General features: G+C 75.0%; 13 protein-coding genes. 6 read left to right on the top strand and 7 right to left on the bottom strand.

The annotated features are described in order from the left end of the window. The first annotated feature begins 88 nt into the window (after positions 1-88). Positions 89-514, top strand: a complete 426-nt coding sequence (locus AADR41_RS26805; RefSeq protein WP_342283979.1) for a universal stress protein — start codon at positions 89-91, stop codon at positions 512-514. A gap of 57 nt (positions 515-571) precedes the next feature. Here the strand turns inward: AADR41_RS26805 and AADR41_RS26810 are convergent, their stop codons facing one another. From AADR41_RS26810 to AADR41_RS26820, 3 genes are read right to left on the bottom strand one after another with little or no spacing between them, the layout of a single operon-like run. Continuing rightward, complete coding sequence (locus AADR41_RS26810; protein WP_342283967.1) at positions 572-2,272, bottom strand: proline-rich domain-containing protein; 1,701 nt, start codon at positions 2,270-2,272, stop codon at positions 572-574. Next, positions 2,247-3,275, bottom strand: a complete 1,029-nt coding sequence (locus tag AADR41_RS26815) for a hypothetical protein (RefSeq protein WP_342283968.1) — start codon at positions 3,273-3,275, stop codon at positions 2,247-2,249. Before AADR41_RS26815 ends, AADR41_RS26810 begins: the two co-directional genes overlap by 26 nt. Beyond that, positions 3,272-4,000: a hypothetical protein gene (locus AADR41_RS26820; RefSeq protein WP_342283969.1), complete on the bottom strand. Its 729-nt coding sequence runs from the start codon at positions 3,998-4,000 to the stop codon at positions 3,272-3,274. The genes AADR41_RS26815 and AADR41_RS26820 overlap by 4 nt, the downstream gene beginning before the upstream one ends. A gap of 415 nt (positions 4,001-4,415) precedes the next feature. Here AADR41_RS26820 and AADR41_RS26825 point away from each other — a divergent pair, with 415 nt between their 5' ends. After that, on the top strand, positions 4,416-5,120 hold the full coding sequence (locus AADR41_RS26825) for a 4Fe-4S single cluster domain-containing protein (protein ID WP_342283970.1): 705 nt from the start codon (positions 4,416-4,418) through the stop codon (positions 5,118-5,120). Here the strand turns inward: AADR41_RS26825 and AADR41_RS26830 are convergent. Further along, on the bottom strand, positions 5,095-6,369 hold the full coding sequence (locus tag AADR41_RS26830) for an Appr-1-p processing protein (protein WP_342283971.1): 1,275 nt from the start codon (positions 6,367-6,369) through the stop codon (positions 5,095-5,097). The genes AADR41_RS26825 and AADR41_RS26830 overlap by 26 nt on opposite strands. A 119-nt stretch (positions 6,370-6,488) precedes the next feature. Between AADR41_RS26830 and AADR41_RS26835 the strand changes: the two genes are divergently transcribed. The 4 genes from AADR41_RS26835 to AADR41_RS26850 all read left to right on the top strand — a co-directional run bounded on the left by AADR41_RS26835 (position 6,489) and on the right by AADR41_RS26850 (position 13,220). Further along, positions 6,489-8,846: a protein kinase domain-containing protein gene (locus AADR41_RS26835; RefSeq protein ID WP_342283972.1), complete on the top strand. Its 2,358-nt coding sequence runs from the start codon at positions 6,489-6,491 to the stop codon at positions 8,844-8,846. Further along, positions 8,843-10,516, top strand: a complete 1,674-nt coding sequence (locus tag AADR41_RS26840; RefSeq protein WP_342283973.1) for a hypothetical protein — start codon at positions 8,843-8,845, stop codon at positions 10,514-10,516. Before AADR41_RS26835 ends, AADR41_RS26840 begins: the two co-directional genes overlap by 4 nt. A 62-nt stretch (positions 10,517-10,578) precedes the next feature. Next, entirely contained in the window at positions 10,579-12,648 is a 2,070-nt protein-coding gene (locus AADR41_RS26845; protein ID WP_342283974.1) for an AAA family ATPase, read from the top strand. After that, a complete protein-coding gene (locus AADR41_RS26850) occupies positions 12,645-13,220 on the top strand; it encodes an FHA domain-containing protein (protein ID WP_342283975.1) in 576 nt (191 codons plus the stop codon). The genes AADR41_RS26845 and AADR41_RS26850 overlap by 4 nt, the downstream gene beginning before the upstream one ends. 33 nt (positions 13,221-13,253) lie before the next feature. On the opposite strand, the gene AADR41_RS26855 is transcribed toward AADR41_RS26850, so the two are convergent. The 3 genes from AADR41_RS26855 to AADR41_RS26865 are packed head-to-tail and all read right to left on the bottom strand — an operon-like array spanning position 13,254 to position 18,290. Beyond that, the gene (locus AADR41_RS26855) at positions 13,254-13,913 is read right to left on the bottom strand and encodes an RES family NAD+ phosphorylase (RefSeq protein ID WP_342283976.1); all 660 of its coding nucleotides are present in this window, start codon (positions 13,911-13,913) and stop codon (positions 13,254-13,256) included. After that, the gene (locus AADR41_RS26860; protein ID WP_342283977.1) at positions 13,913-14,575 is read right to left on the bottom strand and encodes a hypothetical protein; all 663 of its coding nucleotides are present in this window, start codon (positions 14,573-14,575) and stop codon (positions 13,913-13,915) included. The genes AADR41_RS26855 and AADR41_RS26860 overlap by 1 nt, the downstream gene beginning before the upstream one ends. A 16-nt stretch (positions 14,576-14,591) precedes the next feature. Next, positions 14,592-18,290, bottom strand: coding sequence for a CHAT domain-containing protein (locus AADR41_RS26865; protein WP_342283978.1), 3,699 nt, complete (start codon positions 18,288-18,290; stop codon positions 14,592-14,594). Positions 18,291-18,644 lie beyond the last annotated feature (354 nt).

The raw sequence follows: 18,644 nt of genomic DNA on the forward strand, positions 1-18,644 counted from the left end.
TTAGAGTTGGAGCGAAAGATGCGCCGTGCGCGGTTTTCGATACGTACGGCGCCTCTGCGCACTGAGCCGGAACGAGCTGGAGGCAGAGATGGGCAGGATCGTGGTGGGCGTGGACGGCTCCGAGTCGTCGATCAAGGCGCTGCACTGGGCCGTACGCCAGGCGGAGCTGACCGGTGACACGGTGGAGGCGGTCAACAGCTGGGAGTACCCCGCGACGAGCTGGGCGTCGATGATGCCCGGCATGCCGGAGGACTTCGACCCGCAGGCCCTGGCGACCGTGGCCCTCACCGAGACGCTGGAGGAGGCCCTGGGCGCCGAGGGTGCCGCGGCGATCAGCAAGATCGTGGTGATCGGCAACCCGGCCCAGTCCCTGCTGGACCGCGCCAAGGGAGCGAACCTGCTCGTGGTGGGGGCGCGCGGCTACAGCGGCTTCAAGGCGACCCTGCTCGGCTCGGTCAGCCTCCACGTCACCCAGCACGCGCCGTGCCCGGTGACGGTCGTACGCGACGCGTGATCGAGCGGACATGACACGGAGCGGGCCCGCACACGTTCGTGCGGGCCCGCTCCCGTGTCATGAGCCGGGACGGACCGGGGGCCGGGGACGGCGCGGCAGCAGCGGCCAGGTGGCGGAGAGCTTCATCGCCGCCTCGGTCACCGCGGGATCACTCGACCGCTCCATCGCCCCCTCCAGAAAGGCATGGGCCGCGGCCTCGTACAGATCGTCCGTGGCCCGGACCCGGGCGTCCACGGCCTCCCGGCGCCGGGCCGAACGGTCCGGTGCCGTCCGTGCGAGCGAGCGGGCCCGGTCGGCGGCCGCACGGGCCTCCTCCCGCTGCCGGAACCTGTTGGCCCGGCGTTCCAGCGCCGCGCGGTACGCGTCCAGGTAGGGGTGCTCCCTGAGCAGCCCCAGCAGGAAGCCGATGCCGCCGGACAGGAAGAGCAGGGCCACGAACATCCAGGTGATGGTGTGCGGGGTCAGATGAAGGTTGTCCACCAACGTCCGCCGTGCGCCGAGGTCCTCCGCACCGGCGAAATCAGCGACACCCCGCGAGGAGCCGACGGAATCGGGGTGCTGGAGCACCAGCTTGGCCCGCAGATCGCCCAGGGTCCAGCCGGAGAACCCCCAGACCCCCATGAGAGTCAGCGCCGGAAGGACGGCGGCCTTGATGGATCCGGTCGCCGCGCGACTGCGCAGGGTCCGCCCCGCGAGGTGCGGCAGGAGCACCATCAGCACGGCGGTGGAGATCGCCAGGGTGCCGGACAGGACGTCGCTGCCCGCGCTGCCCTTGCCGTGGAAGGGCTGGAAGGCGATCCAGTAGATCGGGATCTCGACCGCGGCGATGGCCAGGAGCATGGCCCAGGTCAGCCACGCGGGCATGCCCGGACGTTCGGGCATGCCCTCCCAGCCCGGGTCGGGCGGCGGGACCAGGCCGCCGAGGGGCTGCGGCTCCGGCTCCTGGCCCGGAGCGGCGCCCCGGCCGGCGGGCGGCCGGTCGGGATCCGGCTCCCCGGTGGGGTCGATCGACTGCCAGTCGTCGTCGGCCCGGCCGGCGTCCGGGCCGGCGTCCGGGGCCTGCGCGGGCCCGCGCCGCCCGTCGGGATCCTGGCCGGCCCGGCCCCCGGGCAAAGCCCCGTCCGGGCGGGGGAGCGCACCGCCGTCCCGGCCTGCCTCCGCGTCGGGGAACCTGGCCTGGATCCAGCGGAGTTCGACCCGCTCCCGGACACTGTCCCGGAACCTTTCCCACCGCACCGCCCGGGCCGCGAGCCGGTTCAACTCGCGCCAGGACGCCCGGACCTGGTCGTCGGCCTCCCGCAACAGCTCGTCCCGCAGCCGGCTCTCCACCTCGGCCGCTTCCACGTCCGCCCTGGCGCGATCGTCCCGCAGCAGCTCCGCCGCCTCCACGTCCGCCGCCTGCTCCCACAGCTTCTCCTGCAACATGTCGCGTACGGAGGCGAGTTCGGCGAAATAGGGCACCCGGCCCCCGCTGTCGAGCACCCAGGGGTCGAGCGCGCCCGACCGGGCGGCCCGGCCACGCACGGCGAACCGACCGCGGCCCACGACCGCCCCGGCCCCGCGCTTGCGGGCGCCCTCGATCAGGCGGCGCTGCTGCCGGTCCGTCAGTACCAGCGGGCGGCGCCTGGGCCCCGCCTCCGGTTCCGCCGGCCGGCGGTCCGCGTCCCGGCGTCCGGTCCCGGCACGCCGCGGCCCCGGAACCCTGAGCCGCCGACGGCGCGGCTCCCCGGGGTCACTTCCGGTAGTCGTCGTGGACATGCGCCTTCGCCCTCCCGCTCAGGATCTCGGACCAGAACGCGTCGAACGGCCGGTACTCGCTCGGCTTCGCGTCGTGGCTCATGCCGTAGCCGACGGGGTAGACGTCCATCCCGGCGATCCCCGGTACGCCCCGGTCGCCGAGCAGGGTGTCGACGGCCCGCTCCCGGGTCTCCTCCGTCGCGATCTCGCGCACCCTGAGCGTGAACTCCTTGTCGGCCTGCTCGAAGTCGCTCACCACCAGCAGACTCGGCGTCCCCCTGCCGGACGGCACGGCGTCACCGATTCGCGCCAGGGCCCCGAGCACGTCCGAACCCCCTTGCGTAAGGGCGCACTTCAGCATGGTGAGCGCGCCCTGGGCCGCCTGGAGCCGCGCCGACCTGCGCATGCTGTCGCGGTCGGACATCTCGTCCCCCGGCGGGTCGAGATCGATGTCCCCGACCCGGCAGGAGGAGGTCTGCGAAGAGCGGGTGACCGGGGCGAACGACAGCGTGCCGCAGTGCCGTTCGGTCAGGAAGGGGACGAGCGTGGCCTTGAGCTTGGCCTCGGCGTCGAAGCCCCGGCCACCGGCCGCGCCGGAACCCGAACCGTCGACGACCAGCCCGCACGGCGTGCGGAGATCGCCGTCCTCGGTGGACGAGGAACAGCCGGCGAGGGCCGCGAGCGACGCGGCGAGCGCCAGGGCCGGGACGGTGCGCCGGAAGCGGCCGGACCGGCGCGGCGCCCCGGTCGCGGACGAACGGCCGGGCGGGTGGGGCACGTTCATGGCTCTCTCCGTGTTCGTACGAAGGTTCACGGTCTGCTGGACGTCGCCGGTGGCGACCGGCCCTGCGGGTGCGGCGGACGGTGCGGTGGCAACCGGCCCTGCGAGTGCGGCGGACGGCGCGGTGGCGACCGGCCCTGCGAGTGCGGCGGACGGCGCGGTGACGGCCCGCGGCGCCGGTGCGAAGACCGGCCCGGTGGCGGCCCGCGGCGCCGGTGCGAAAGCGGGGGCCGGGCGGATCATCCGTGCCCCCGTCCCGGGCCCGTCGCCACCCCGCGCGGTGTGCCGGGGGCCGCGCCCCGCACGGGCTGCTCGTCGAGGATGGCCAGCGCCCTGGTCACCGGGTGATCGGTCCGGCCCCGGACCGGGGCGGACCACAGCCCGCCGTCCACCCGGAGCCAGTCATCGGTGTGCTGCCAGGACTCGTCGAGCGTGATGTGGCCGGGCAGCCGGTGCGGGTGGTCCATCGGGAACGGCTCCTGCGGCAGCGGCCGAAGGCTCGTCAGGACGGCCGCCCAGTAGTGGGCGAGCCGCTGGTTCGCCTCATGGGTCAGGACGGCGGCCCGGCCCCGGCACACCCCCGCCGCGGCCCGCCACACACCGATGAGTTCGCCGTACCGGGCGAGTGCGGCCGGCGCCGGGGCCTGCCGCACTTCGTACTGGGTGACCACCCGCACGGACTCGGCGTGGATCCGCGCGCACAGCTGGCGCTCGTCGTGCAGCAGCCGCGAGCGCAACTGGTCGGCCCCGCGCGACGCACTCGCCCGTATCCCCAGCACATGGGGCGTCAGCAGTTCCGGATACGGATCGGTGCCCCGCAGCAGGGCGTCCGGGTGCACGGGCGAAACGAGCCGGGCCCGCAGGCCGGGCGCGTCCTTCCGTCCCTGATACCTGTCGTGGAATGCGGTGATCCGGCCGCGCCACGCATAGCGGGCCGAACTACTGAGACGATTCGTGTCGATTCTCATGGCGGAATCCCCTTCCCCCGTGCGGCCGCCTTCCGGCAACCGCCTTTTCTCCGTTCGAGCGCGCTCGGCCGGGCCCTTCTCGCACGGCGCCGGGTTCGGTCCTTCGCCCCCGCCGCACCCGCTCCTGGCGCGTTCGCCGGAAGGTCCCCGAAGCTGAATCGGGGAACGGAGCGTAGCCGACCGGACAAGGGAAATCCCCGGCCTTCTGCCTGCGCATTCGGCTCCGCGGGCATTTCCCGGAACACATCCGGAATCGGCCCGGGAAGCGACCGGACCCCACCCGGAAACGCCCGGAAATCCACCGGAAGAAATGTGCCGCGGCCCGGTCCCTGCCTCGATACTCGAATTCGAGGGCGTCTTTGGCGCCCGCCCGGCGCCGCCGGAGCGGACGGCCCGGCAGGAAGGGGGAGGGCGGATGCGGATCAGGGTCAGCGGGACGCACTTCCCGCTGGAGACGCTGGGACCGGGCCGGCGGCTGGGCATCTGGCTCCAGGGCTGTCCACTGGCGTGCCCCGGTTGCATGTCACGGCACACCTGGGATGCCGGGTCCGGTGAATCCATGGACGTGGAGGCGCTGTTGGAGCTGTGGCGGTCCGCGCTCGACCGCGGCGCGGCGGGCCTGACGGTGAGCGGCGGCGAGCCGCTCGCCCAGCCCGCGGCACTGGCGGAGCTGCTCCGGGGCGCCGCCCGGCTGCGTTCCGCGTGGACCCGCCCCGGTGCGACCGACGACGGGCTCCCCGCCGACCTGCTGGTCTACACCGGCTACGAGGAGCCCGAGCTGGACACCGCCCGGCGTACCGCCCTGGCGTCCGCGGACGCGGTGGTGACCGGACGCTTCCGGGTCGCCGAACCGACCGGGCTGGTGTGGCGCGGCTCGGCGAACCAGCGGCTGACACCGCGCACCGGCCTCGGCCGGGTCCGGTACGCACCGCACCTGGACCGGGAGGCGGACGGACCGGCGGTACAGATCGTCGTGGAGCCGGCCCGGGCGTCCGGCGGACCGGCAGGACCTCTCGCGGTACGCCTCCTCGGCGTACCGCGCAGAGGTGAACTCCTGTACTTCGAAAGGTGGTTGAGAGAGCGTGGGCTACGACTCAGGGAGCGGAGCTGGCGTCCGTGAGCAGTTTCGCCAGCTCGGGGCGCTGGGCCACCAGGTGCACCGTCCAGGACGGATCGCGGCTCAGCTCCTCGTGGACGGCCCAGCACAGCCAGCGCGCCGCCTTCTCCGGTGGCAGTCCGTGCCCCGCTCCGAGCAGCGGGAAGCAGAGCGAGGAGAGCGGCGGGTCGTATCTGTCGCGTTCCGCGCGGGCCAGCCGGAAGCTGGCCGAGACCGCCTCCGCGAGGACGTGCGGATCGACCCGATAGCCGTGTCCGTCGCTCGTGGGGGAGGCGACGGCCGCGTGGTGGATGCGGCGCACACCGCGCTGGGCGAGGGCTCCCGGCGAGGTCGGGACCACGGTGCCGGGGCGCACCGGGAGCCCGGCCCGGCCGTGTGCCCGCATCCACTCGACCAGTTCACGGGCGAGGACGTCGTCGACCGTCTCCCCGGCCTCGTCACGTATCGCGGCCGCCCTGCGCAGCGATCCGGACACCGTGGAGCGGAACGTCTTGGACATCTCCAGGTAGATGTTCTCCGAGGACACCAGGATGTCGATGTCCCGCAGCAGTTCGATCGACGCGACGTGCACGGTGACGCGGTGCCGGGCGGCGGCCGGCAGCGGTGGTCCGGTCAGCCGGGTCGGCGGGTCGGGCACCGGGTCCGGTGTCCGCACGGACGGGGCGGGCTCCTGCGGACCGGCCGGGGTCTGCGGGGGCGGTCCGGTGAGGGCCGACCGGGCCACCGTCAGTACCGCGAGCGCCAGTTCCGCGATCACCTCCTGCTCCTGGCTCTTGCGGAAGCGCTCGGACGTGACGCCGTAGACGGCCGCCGCGGCTTTGCGGCGTTCCTGGCCCGAAACACCGCGCCGGTCCGGCAGCAGCCCGAAGGTGTGGGCCGCCGCCCTGGCGAGCGGGTCGCCCCGGGTGCCGTCGGCGGAGAGGGTACTGCCGCCGAGATGCCGCACCCCGGCCTTCAGCAGCATCTCCACTCCGGCGGCCTCGTCACCAAAACCCCCGCACAGACCCGCGGCGACGGCCACTCTGACCAGGGCCTCGGGCCGCAGGGTGCGCAGGCCGGACAGACCCGGTCTGCGCAGGGCCCGCAGCTCCGCGGCCAGCCGTTCGGCACCGGGCAGCGGCAAAGGCGCCCGGCCTCCGGCACGGGGCGGCCCGCCGGGATCCCCGGCCGTACCGGAAGGGGGCGCTGTCTCCGGGGACACGGGCCCGTCGGGCTCTGGAGCGGACGAGGAGGGACGGGTCTCCTGGCTCATGGCCGACACGATATGCCCGGCCGTCCGCGCGCGGGAGTGGGTCGCCCCAACCTCGTCCGGCCGGGCGGCACCGCCGCCGCCCCCGCCCGGTCCGGCCCCGTCACCGGAAGGGATGCCGCATGACTGTTCCGCCGCCCACGGAGGTCGAGACCGACGAGGCCGGGACCGGCCACCGCGATCCGCGTGACGCGGAGACCCGCAGGGGGCTGGACCGGGTGCCGGCCGCACTGGCCGGACGCTTCGACCTCACCCAGGTGCTGAGCAGCGCCCACCGGCCGTCCCAGGCCGTGGTGTTGCGGGTCAAGGACCGGGAGGCCCGGCACGCGTCCGCCGACGTCCCTCTCGTACTGAAGTGGTACCACCACCGGTTCGGCCCCGATCCCGGCGTCCGCCGCATCCTGGCCGAAGGACCGGGCGGACCGGTCGCCGGGCTGCTGGAGAGCGGCACCGCCGACGGCCACCCCTACGACCTGACCCTCTCGTACGGCGAGACCGACCTCGCCCGCTACCGGGCCGACCGGCCCGGGCCGCTGCCGCCCGCCCTGGTCCGGGCCGTCGTGGAACAGCTCCACGCGGCGCTGGTCGCGGTGCACGCGCGGGACATCGTCCACCGCGACGTGACACCCGACAACATCATGGTGCGGATCCAGAACGAGGACCGTCCCGAGCTGGTGCTGATCGACTTCGGCGCGGCGGTGCACGAGCCCCAGCACGACCGGCCGCGCCGGCCCGGCTGGGTGGGCAAACCGCTCTATCTGGCGCCGGAGGCGGCCCCGCACCGGCAGGCGGTCACCCCCGCCGTCGACTGGTGGTCGTTCGGCATGGTCGTCGCCGAACTGGCCGGCGGCAGCCACCCGATCGACTTCCGCGGCGACGAGGAGGTGCTCACCGAGGTCGCCACCCACGACCCCGAACTCCCCCTGGTCACCGACCCCCGCCTGCTGATGCTCTGCCAGGGCCTGCTCACCCGCGCCCCCGAGCACCGCTGGGGCGGCGAGCAGGTGGCGGCCTGGCTGCGGGGGGAATCCCCGCCGGTCGCGCCCCGCACCTACGGCGCCGCGCCGGGCGACCTCCCGCCCCGGCGCACGCTGCTCCCCTTCCCCTTCATGGGCCGGGAGGTCACCGGCGCCGAGGAGCTGGCCCGCCTCCTGGACGTCAACCGCCTGGCCACCGCACGGCTGCTGGGCCGCCGGAGCCGACGGGCCGAACTCGTCGAGTGGCTGGGCCAGTTCACCGACTCGCCGGGCCGTGACCCCGAGGAGAACGAGCGGCTCGCCGCCCTGCGCACGGAACTCGCCGAGCCACCGGACGCCCGGACCGTCACCCGGCTGATCAACTGGCTGGGCCCGCGGCTGGAGGTGTCCCACCACGGGATCCCCCTCGACACCCTGGGCATCCGGCAGCTGGCCGAGGCGGTCGCGGACGGCGACGCCGAGGCCCGCGCGGTACTGACCGATCTCCTCCGGCACGAGCTGCTGCCCCTGCTCGCCGAACGTCCGGGTGGCGCGGGACTCGACGAGGTCCACCGGCGGTGGCTCGCGCACCGGGCCGCCTGGCGGCCGCTGACGGACGAGATCCTGTCGCGCGGCGGCCCCCGCGACCGCGGCTCCGCACGCGCCCGGCTGCGCCGCACCGACACCGTCGACGCGATGCTGCTGCGCCTCGCCCACGAACCGGGGCGGTTCACGGCGGAACTGACACGGGGGGCCGGCACGGTGCGGGCCGGCCTGGCCGCGCCCGTCGACTGGTACACCCGGCTCGCCGCCGATCCGGACGACACCCTGCGGCTGCTCGCCGCCCGGCTGCTGGCCGGCGTCGCCGCCGACGAGGCCGCGGCGCGCCACACGGAGCTGGCCGAGGCGGAGGCCGCCCGGCTGCTGGCCGCCGACCGGGACGCCACCCTGGTCTGGCTGCGCCGGCTGGAGCGCCCGGCGATGCTGGGCTGGGCGCTGCTCGGCGCCACCCTGGCCACCGTGCCGTGGGGGTTCGTGATCGGCCTCGCCGATGTCCTCGGGCGGGCCTCCCAGCAGGCGGTCGTACTCGCCTGGGCGCAGGCCCTGCCCGCCGCCGCCGCGGTGTTCGCCCTGGAGCTGTCCGCCGCCGCGTTCATCGGCCCGCCCCGGTACCATCCCCGGCGGTCGCTGGCCGGGCGGCTGATCGCCACGTCGCAGCGCCCCGCCCGGTTCGCCCGGTCCCGCGGGCTGCGCACCCTGCTGCCGTCGGCCGCGCTGCTGGCCGGGGTGGTGGCCCTGGGGATCTACGCGGTCACCGTCGCCCCCTGGGCCTGGCCGATCGGCACCGTCGCCGCACTCGCCGTCTGGACGGTGCACCGCGCGGTCTCCTGGCGCCTGGAGCTGAGCCGGCTGCGCACCCGGCGGGCCGCCGACCGCACCGGCCGCCCGCCGGGCATCGTGCCCGCGGGCCCGGCCCCCCTGTACCGGACGCACCGTCCGCCACCACGTGGAGGAGACCGATGAGCGTAGGAACCGCCCTGCCCGCGATCGGCGACGTGCTCCCAGCGGTCGACTACGCGCCGGCCGCCCAGCCGGTCGGCGATCTCGTCTCGCACGCCCGGACCTTCGCGCACCCCGACGTCGCCCATGTGCCGGGGGTCGCGGACGCGGTCCACCAGGCCGCCGGGCACATGGGCGACGCGGCGGCCCAGGGTCTGCACGAGCTCCTCGCCCCGGCGGCCGTCGCCCTGGGAGCGCTCAGCGGGGCGCTGCTGGCCGGACGGGCCGCCCTCGTCACCACCCAGGTCCTCGCGGCGGCGGCGGTACGGGCCGCCGAGGAACAGGCATGTCTCGAACGCCGCCAGGAGGCGTCCGCCACCGCGGCCCGGCAGTGGGAGGCCGCCGCCTTCGCCGCCGCGCGGGCGAACGCACGGCGGGCGGCACTGCTCGCACGGGTACGACGGGCCGCCCGGACGGCCCCGCCCGGTACTCCGCCGCCGCCGGCTCCCGGCCTCCCCGGGCCCCTCGCCCCGGTGGGCATGCCACTGGCCCGGCTGCGTGAGCGGCTGGCCGTGCTGGACGACCGGATGCGTCACGCCGAGGCCGCGCACGCCGAATGGGTCCTGCGGGAGAGCCGGAACGCCTTCACCGGTCCGCAGGACGACGCCTGGCAGCGTGAACTGCGGGCCCGGCGCGCCTCTGTGCTGCACGAGCACCGGTCGCGGCCGGACGCCGGGCGGGACGCGGATCCCTCCGCCGCACGCCGGGAGGACGAGGCCCTGCCGCAGCCGCCCGCCGCCGAGGAACTGCGGCACGAGGACGTCGTGCGGATCGGGGCCGAACTGCTCGCCCGGCTCGACGTGGCCGCCACGGCCGAGGACGCCGAACCGGCCGCGGCCGCGGTGCGGCACGCGCTCGCCGCCGCAGCGACCCGGCCGCTCAAGGCCCGTACCCACCTGCGTGAGGCACGCCGCTTCGTCGCCGCCACCAACCGTGCCGTCCAAGGCCGCCGGGCCGCCGGGGAACGGGCCGCCGCACAACTCCACTTCCTGGAGACCACGGCCCCGCAGGGCACGGAGCCGCTGCCGCCGGCCCCCGCCGAGACCGCGCTGCTGCGCCGGGTGCTCGACGAGGGCCGCCGGCTGGAACCCCATGAGCAGCGGCAGGTGGACGACCGGGTGTCGGAGCGGCTGGCGGAGCTGGAGCGCCGGTACGTCGAACGGATGCTGCTGCTCGCGATCTCCGGCACGGACCGCTTCGACGGCCGGCCGGCCACCTCCTCGCACCCGCACGGCCGGCTCGTCCGTTTCGACTGGACGCCACCGGGCTGGGGCGCCGAGCACTGGCTGCGCATCGCCCTGGACGGCGAGCACGCGCGGGTGGCCACCATGCGCCGCGAGGCGCCCGGGGCGCGCGACGCCGCCGCGCTCGCCCTGGACGAGGAACGGTGCCACGAGGCCGGCGGCCACCTGGAACAGCTGCGGGGCATCGCGCAACGGCTCGGCGTCGAACTGGACTTCGCCTTCGAGGAGAGCGGCACCGTACCCGGAACCCGGGGCGAGGAGGGCGTCCTGGTCCTGGACGAGGACACCGCGGGCGCACGGCCGGACCCGTCCGGGAAGGCCCGCGAGGAGCACCGGCGCCGGAGCGGTGACCGGCCCGGTCACCGCGCGGTCCGGACCGACGGCCGCTGAACCGGGCCGGCGCCCCGCCGCCGCACGCAACGTGAACACGATCGAGGATGCGGAGGAAGTGCGTGGACATCCACGGCACCGAGGACACCCGGTTCCACGAGGACCGCACGTACCGCCCGGACCACGGCGACCGGTTCGCCAAGGTCCGAAACGACACGGACCGGCACGGGCCGGACCGTGCGGTGCCGCTGTTCGTCGAGGAGCTGACGGGGACGCTGGGCGTGCACTCCCAGTACGTCCTGCACGGCAACATCCAGGACCTCCACCTGGTGCGTCACGGATCCCGGGACGCCCACCACCCGTTGGTGGAGGTGGTGTGGAACGCCCTGCGCGGTCTGGGGTACCAGGCGCTGATCCGCTACGACCAGATCCGGGGCTTCCGCGTCGTCACGGGCCCCGAACAGCTGGCGGTCGAGGAACTGCTGCACGCCACCCGGCGGACCGGCGGCCGGGACCAGCACCGCCCGCCGGTCCTCATGGAGACCGAGCCGCTGCTCCACGGCATCGTCACGGGCTGGGCCGAGTACCGGCGAGCCGGCCACGGCAACGGCCGGCCGATGGAGCCGCTCCGGGTCGCCCTGCTCGTCGAGCACGCCGCCCGGCTCACCACCGATGTCACCCGGCTCACCGACTCCGAACGCGATTTCTTCGTGGCCTGCCTCAAGCTCGCCGAGCAGGCCGTACCGGTGCCGCTGCCGCCGGGCGTGCTGTCGCTCGCCGCGAGCCGCAGCGCCGCGCCGCTGTTCAACCCGGTCATCTGGCTCACCGAGGGCGAACGGGACCTGCCGAACTGGCTGGTGTCCGGGAGCGAGCGGATCCGCACCATCGCGGTGCCCGACCCGGACGCCGACGAACGCCGGCGGATGGCCGCGCTCCTGCGGCACGAGCACACCGGACCGGTCGGCGACGGGCACCGCACCGCCCACGAGGCGGCGGGGAAGGACCCGGTGGACGCCTTCGCCAGGGCGTCCGCCGGGCTGCCGCTGCGGGCCATGCGGCAGTCCCTCGACCTGGCTCTCTCCCGGGGCATTCCGTTCTCCGACATGCCCGACGCGGTGCGGATGTACCGGCTGGGGGTGGAGAAGAACCCGTGGCGGCGCGACGAGATCCGGCAGCGGATCATCGCGGGCGAGCGCACCGTGCCGGAGCGGGTGATCGGGCAGGAGGCGGCCGTCTCCATGACGCTGGACATCCTCAAACGGGCCGCGATGGGGCTCTCCGGCTCCCAGGCCACCAGCCCGGGCCACCGGCCGCGCGGCGTGCTGTTCTTCGCGGGCCCCACCGGCACGGGCAAGACCGAGCTGGCCAAGGCCGTCGCCTCGGTGCTGTTCGACAGCGACCAGGCGTACCTGCGTTTCGACATGAGCGAGTTCTCCTCCTCGCACTCGGCGGACCGCCTGGTGGGAGCCCCGCCCGGATACGTGGGGTACGAGGCGGGCGGGGAGCTGACGACCGCGGTGCGCGGCAATCCGTTCCGGGTGATCCTGTTCGACGAGATCGAGAAGGCCGACAAGGGAGTTCTCGACAAGTTCCTCCAGGTGCTGGAGGACGGCAGGCTCACCGACGGGCAGGGCGTCACCACGTACTTCAGTGAGTGCGTGCTGATCTTCACCTCCAATCTGGGGGTGCAGCGCACCGACCCGCAGACCGAGGAACGGGAGTGGATCGTCCGTCCGGGAACCCCGTACCGGGAACTGGCCCGGACCGTGCGGCTGAACGTGAAGCGTCACTTCGAGCACGTCATCGGCCGGCCCGAGCTGATGAACCGGCTCGGCGGCAACGTGGTGGTCTTCGACTTCATCTCCGGCGAGGTGGCCGAACGGATCATGAAGCTCCAGATCGACAACATCCGGCGCCAGTTGCTGGCCGAGCACAGCATCGCCCTCGAACTCTCCCCGCACGCACGGACCCAGCTGACCGAGTACTGCACCCACGACCAGTGGAACGGCGGCCGCGGCATCGGCATGACGCTGGAGACGCACCTGATCAACCCGCTGGCCCGCGCGCTGTTCGCCGACCCGGCGATCGGTGCGGGCTGGACCGTCTCGGTGCGGGAGGTCGACGAGCGCGACGACGGCCGGGTGGAGATCCGCATCGACGCGTCCCCGGGCTTCGTGCCGGGTCAGCGATGACCGCACCGGTCCGGGGCACCGGCGGGGACCGGGACGACGGGTACGACGGGTACGACGACTGGGAACCCGTCCTGGACGAGGAGGTGCGCGGACCGTTCCCGCCGCCCCCGGACACCGCGGCCGGGGTGCGCTGCCCCGGCTGCGCGGCTCTCGTGCCGCCCGGGGCGGCGCGCTGTCCACGCTGTCTGGCCCGGATCGGCGGCGGGGGCGGGGGCGGCGGGACGGCACCGCCCGGCGCCCGGGTGGTGCTGCACTTCGACACCCTGGCCCTGTCACTGCCCGTCCGCCCCGGGGAGCCGCTGCGACTCGGCAGGGACACGGACTGGGCCCCCGCCTCGTCCGGTGCCTTCGCGGAACTGACCACCGTGTCCCGCCGGCACGCCAGTGTGACCGCCGACCCGGACGGCTCGGTCTGGGTCACCGAGGAGAGCGACGGAACCGTGAACGGCACCTGGGTGAACGGCGCTCACCTGCTGCCCGGCGAACGGCACCGGCTGCGGCACGGCGACCGCCTCCAGCTGAGCCACCGTGTCGCCTGCACCGTCCGCATCACGGGGGACAACGCCTGCTGAGCCGTCGTCCCGGCTCCCCGCACGGGCCGGGCGTCACTCCGGCCACGGCGACGAGATCACCGCCCGGAGCGGGTTGAGCAGCCGGTTCGCCTCGGCCACGCCCTCGGGGGAGTCGAGCCGCAGGCTCCGGTCCGGGGCGGTGTCCAGCGGGCTCTCCCCGCAACGGTCACCGAAGAGCTGCAGGGCGCTCCTGGGCCGGCACCGCTTCGACTCCCAGACCAGGCCGTTCACTTCGCAGGCGTGCTCCCGGATCAACCGGACCCAGTAGCGGGTCTTCGGATAGTCCCCGGCCTCGGAGTCGACCAGCCAGGAGTCCTGCCAGACGGCGGCCAGCCCCTCGGCCGTGGCGAGTTCGACGAGCGACAGCTCGCGGGTGGTGCGCAGGGCCGAGAGCGTGTACCGGGACGCCTGCGCCCACGGCACCAGCCGTACAGCCGTACGGTCCTCGAAGTCCACCGAGCGCAGCAGGACTTCGCAGAGCGCGGTGACCGGGTCGAGCGCGGCGTAGAGGAAGGGGTAGGGATCCTGCTCGGTGGCGTCGAACCGGCTGCCGCCGAAGTAGGGGTGGGCGCGGTTGGGGTTGAAGGACTCCGGGCCGAATTCGTTCTCGTGACAGCGCCAGAGTTCGGTTCCTTCGGGCAGGACCCGCAGCAGGGGCCGCATCGAGACGCCGGTGGGCGGTTTCCGGTCCATCAGCAGCCCGCCACCAGTTCGAGTGCGGCCTGTGCGAGGTCCTCGTCGGGGACCTCGCCGAGGAGTTCGGCCGGGATGCCCGACAGCCGGCCGTTGCCGCCCAGCCACCAGTCCGCGGCGCCCCAGGGGTCCTTGTCGGCCATCAGGATGTGGTTGATGCGGCGTACCACCGGCAGTGGTTCGGTCGTGCCCGGGGCGAACTGGAACCGGGGGTAGCGGTCTCCGGATCCGGGACGGGTCAGTCTGATGAGACCGCAGACCGCCGGGTCGTCCGCGGTTTCCGGGGCGAGTTCCGCCGCTCCCAGCGCCGGGGTCCGCCACAGCCGCTCATGGGCGGCCCGGAGCAGTTCCGCGGGGCCGGGCGGAGGGTCGGCGAACACGTCGAGCAGTTCGCCGAGCAGTGCCCGGTCGACGGTCGGGGCGGGCGGGGCGTCCGCGTAGCGGACCGTGCCGCTCAGCTCCCGGGCGACCGGGTGGTCCGAGGGCAGTGACCGCAGTTGCAGTCGCAGGGTGCGCAGGGCCCGTTCGACGGCCTTGCGGTCGCCGGCCGCCGCGAGGTCGTTCAGACCGTCGCGCAGCCGTGCGCGCCGGCCGCCGTCGAGGGCGGCGAGCGTCATCGGCCAGTGGGCCCGGAGCAGGGAAAGGAACGCGTCAGGGGTCATCTCCGTGCTTCTCCTTTCACGAGGCGGGCGGGTTCCCGCCAAAAGCGCCGCCGTGGCCGGACGGTCGCGGGTTGCCCTGGTGGATGAAGGCGGCCCAGGCGAACGGCACCGACAGGTCCAGTTCGTCGGCCGCGCGCCCGAGTTCGGCCGTCAGACCGCGCACGGGGTCGCGTCGGCCGGGCGGCGCCAGCATCCAGCGCTGGGCGGCCCGCAACGCGTCCGGCGGGGCCAGCCCGGCGCCGAGGCGGTCGTGGAAGACGGTCATCAGTACCGAGGAGGCCACGTCCGGCACGGCCCAGCGGGAGCCCACCACGTCGGCGGCCAGCCGGTGCGCGAGGGCCGTGGTCAGCGTCAGCGCCTCGTCGTGGTCGCGGGCGCTGAGGTCCGTCTCGCAGGCGCTGAGCACGACCAGGGGGCCGCCCGTCTCCTCCGTACGGTCCAGCGGTGTGTCCAGCAGCGTGGTCACCGTGAGCCTGCCCGCCTCCGGTTCCGCGCCCTCGGGCCAGCCGAGTTCCAGCGCGGAGGCGGTGGGGTCGGAGCCCGCCATCCCGTGGCAGGCCAGGTGCACGAGGGCGACGCGCCCGGTGTTCCGTCCGGGCCCCGCCCCCAGCAGCGCAAGCACCTCGTCCGGGGTTCCCTCGGGCGGTACCGGGGTCAGGTCGCGGGTCATCAGGGATCCGTACAGGGCGGCGTCCGGGTAGTAGGTGTCGGCCAGGGCCAGCACCTCGTCCTCGGCGCTCTCCAGGTCCCAGCCCGGGACGCACACCAGCGCCTGTCCCCGGTCGGCCGGCAGCCGGTCCCGGCCGGCCGACCGGGCGAACTCCCGTCCGGACGCGGCGTACGAGAGGACGGCCAGCTCACACGCCCGGACCGTGGTGGGGCGGGGGTCCGGCGCCGGTCCGCGCACGGGTGCCGGGGGAACCGTGAGCAGGGCCGCCTGCCAGGGCACCACGCCGAGGTTCCCGCAGGCGATCAGGGTCAGCCGGACCGGCCGCGGCACGGGTCCGGGCGCGGGCCCGCCCGTCAGGCCGGACTCCGCGAGTCCCCTTTCCCACAGGGCGAGTTCGTCGAGCACCGGGGCCATCACGGCCTCGCCCGCCCAGACGCAGAGCGCGTCCAGGGCCGCCTCCCAGCGCTGCTGTCCCCGCCGGGCCGTGGCGTGCCTGGCGGCGGCGTCCAGATAGCCGTCGAGCGGGGCCCGGCCGCCGGCCGACAGGCCGGGCAGCGGCAGCGACCGGGGCGGCTGCCCCGGGACCAGCAGCACCGCGGAGCCGTCCCCGCCGCCCTGCCCCGGCAGGAGGTACACCAGCGCGTCGATCCCCGCGCGCCCGACGGCCGCGATCAGCTCGGGCACGTCGGGAATCCGTGCGGGGGCGTCCTCCCCGTCGGCGGGGCGCAGCAGCTCCAGGGCCCGGCGGCGCACGGCGCTCGGCAGTTCCGGGTTGCCGAGCGAGGCGCCCAGCACGGCCTCCGCCAGTTCGGACCGGCCGCCCCGCGCGCGGAGGGCGGTGGCCGCCGGGGGAGTGTCCCGGCTCCACCGTCCGGCCAGTTCGTGCTCACCGCGCTCCGCCAGCCGTTCGGCGACCGTGGCCGAGACGGCTGCCGCCCCGAGGACCAGCGCCCGCCCCTCCTCCAGGCAGGCCACCGCGTCCTCGGGCCGCCCGGCGCGGACCGCCCACCCCGCGGCGGCCAGCGCACGGCTGGCACCGGTCCTGGCGACCTGGAGGCCGTGCCGGACGCCCTGCTGGAGCAGTACGTCGTCGGCGGTGGTGCGCAGCGAACTCCGGGCGCACTCGACCGCCCTGGCCAGATCGGCCCCCTCGTGGGCGGCCCGCCGCCCGTACGCGTCGGCCAGCTGCCAGTGCACGGCGGCGGCCGATGCCCCGCTCGCCTGCCCCAACTCCTCCTCGGTGCACTCCAGTTCGGCGATCATCTCGTCCAGGACGGACGGATCCCCGGTCAGGCCGTACACCGCGTCGAGGGCCAGCCCGATCGCGCTCCGCGCCCGCACCCGCTGATCGGCCAGCACGGGAACGCCCCGCAGGGTCGCCCGGGTGCGCCGGATGCCTTCCTGGATGCGGTCGACGGAGGGCTCCAGGAAGGAGCTGAGGGTCAGCAGCGGCGCCCAGCTCATGTCGAGCAGCGGCTGTGCGATCTGCGGCGCGCCCGGACCCGTCAGCGCCTGCTCCTGGTAGTGCACCGCGCTGCGCAGCGAGTCGACGCTGCCGGTGAGCGAGGCGAGAGCCAGATGGACCACGCCCAGTTCGTAGAGCGGGAGGAACGACCACTCGTCGTCGTCGCAGTCGTCCACGAGGTCGAGGAGGTCGCCCACGAACGCTTCGAGCGTCTCCGTGTCACCGGCCTCGATCGCCTCGGTCGCCCGCATCTGGATCTGCAGGCACCGGCTCACCAGCAGCAGTCCGGCCGAGCCCGGCAGGTCGGGCATGGTCCCGGCCAGTCCCCCGCCGGGAAGCAGGGACTCGTCCAGGAGGGCGCGCGCCTCCTGGAGGTCCTGGAGGCTCCCGCCGGTCAGCATGGCGCCGACCAGGATGCCGGGCAGCATGCCCCGAGCCATCCAGGCCAGGGTGTCGTCGGGTCCGGACGCCGCCACGGCCTCGCGGATCAGCCGCAGCGACTCCTGGAAGTCCTCCGGGCGGCCGGTGCGCAGTCCGAGCCCCATCGCGCCGAACGCGGCCATGACCTGGTCGCCGGGATCCGCCCCCTGTCCGGGGTCGCCCAGCCTGCCCATCAGCTCGGCGACCTCCTGCTCGGAGAGCATGCCCGGCCGGCTCACCTCGATGAGCAGGGCCAGGCTGTCGCGCCAGTTGTCGATCGAGTCGGCCGATTCCGGCGCCGACAGGGCGGCCGCGGCCGCGGACAGTTTCTCCGGTGCGGACCGCGGGCCGGGTTCCGCTCCCGGACGGCCGGACCCCACGGCCGCCCCCTCGTCCGCCGGGTCCGGCGCCGGGCTCCCGTCCGACAGGCTCCGTGCGTAGTCCCGCGCCAGCGGGACCACCGCCTCCAGGACCGAGCTCATCGGGCCGGAGGTCATCGCCGGGCCGAGGTCACCGGCGAGCATCGCCTGGCACATGGCCAGCATGCCCTGGGCATCGCCGCCGTCCACCACCGCGGCGTACTCACCCATCATCGAGAGTCCCCGGAGCGCCTCGGGCGGAATTCCGCCCGTCTGCCCGCCGATCTCCTCCACCAGCCGGCCGATCTCGGGAACGGCTTCGATGATGCCGGCACCGCCGAGCCGCTCGGGCCTGCCCAACCGCATCAGCAACGAGAGCCCGTCCAGGCCGATCTCGTGGCCGGGGCCGCCCAGGGGGGTGCGTACCGCCGGGCCCAGCAGCAGGGCGACGAGTTCACGCGCGGCCGCCAGCCGGTCGTCCGGTGCGAGGAGACCGGACGCGCGGGCCGCGCGCAGCAGGCGGATCGCCTCGTGCCGGTCGGTCTCCTCCCCGTCGGCCGCCCACCGCGCCCCGGTCAGCGTCCCGAGCCGGGCCGTCATCGTCTGCCGCAGCGGATCGTCCGGCATGACGCTCTCGAACTCGGCGACAAGAGCCACGAGTTCGGCGATCAGCGCGTCCCGTTCCGTTCCCTGCGGGCCGGTCGGCTCGGCGACCGCCGCGGGCAGTGCCCGCGCTCCCGCCGTCCGGCGGATCGCGTCGGCCGCCCGTTCCCTCGGCCCGGCGTCGTCGGTGTCGCTCAACACCCCTCCCCCCGCTGCCCGTTCGGGCAGTCGTGGTGCCCCCGGGCCCACCCGGGGCCCCGTTGCGGACATGATGCCCACGCGCGCCGGCCGTCAGGGCCGTTTCGCGGCAGCCGCCGGAATACGTCCTGCAATCGACCAGAATCCGGACAACAGCCTTCCGGCCAGCGGTGATTCCGGCACCGTGCGGCGGCCTCGCACCGGCGCACCGGCGACCGGGCCCCGCCCCGAAGCCGCCGCACCGGAACACGGCCCGGCGCTCTGGCAGCATCGGAACCCGGACGCGAGCCACTGCCGTCCACCGCCCCGCGCCCACGGGAGACGCCGCATGCCCGAGCCCGACCAGCCCGGCCA

The organism is Streptomyces sp. CLV115 (assembly GCF_038448545.1).
In the GTDB taxonomy this organism is placed as follows: Bacteria; Actinomycetota; Actinomycetes; order Streptomycetales; family Streptomycetaceae; genus Streptomyces; species Streptomyces sanglieri.

Bases quoted from the DNA above. Each gene is read 5' to 3' on its own strand.
- AADR41_RS26805 (WP_342283979.1), top strand. From the start codon at position 89: ATGGGCAGGATCGTGGTGGGCGTGGACGGCTCCGAGTCGTCGATCAAG.
- AADR41_RS26825 (WP_342283970.1), top strand. From the start codon at position 4,416: ATGCGGATCAGGGTCAGCGGGACGCACTTCCCGCTGGAGACGCTGGGA.
- AADR41_RS26830 (WP_342283971.1), bottom strand. From the start codon at position 6,369: ATGAGCCAGGAGACCCGTCCCTCCTCGTCCGCTCCAGAGCCCGACGGG.
- AADR41_RS26835 (WP_342283972.1), top strand. From the start codon at position 6,489: ATGACTGTTCCGCCGCCCACGGAGGTCGAGACCGACGAGGCCGGGACC.
- AADR41_RS26810 (WP_342283967.1), bottom strand. From the start codon at position 2,272: ATGTCCACGACGACTACCGGAAGTGACCCCGGGGAGCCGCGCCGTCGG.
- AADR41_RS26815 (WP_342283968.1), bottom strand. From the start codon at position 3,275: ATGATCCGCCCGGCCCCCGCTTTCGCACCGGCGCCGCGGGCCGCCACC.
- AADR41_RS26855 (WP_342283976.1), bottom strand. From the start codon at position 13,913: ATGGACCGGAAACCGCCCACCGGCGTCTCGATGCGGCCCCTGCTGCGG.
- AADR41_RS26860 (WP_342283977.1), bottom strand. From the start codon at position 14,575: ATGACCCCTGACGCGTTCCTTTCCCTGCTCCGGGCCCACTGGCCGATG.
- AADR41_RS26840 (WP_342283973.1), top strand. From the start codon at position 8,843: ATGAGCGTAGGAACCGCCCTGCCCGCGATCGGCGACGTGCTCCCAGCG.
- AADR41_RS26820 (WP_342283969.1), bottom strand. From the start codon at position 4,000: ATGAGAATCGACACGAATCGTCTCAGTAGTTCGGCCCGCTATGCGTGG.
- AADR41_RS26850 (WP_342283975.1), top strand. From the start codon at position 12,645: ATGACCGCACCGGTCCGGGGCACCGGCGGGGACCGGGACGACGGGTAC.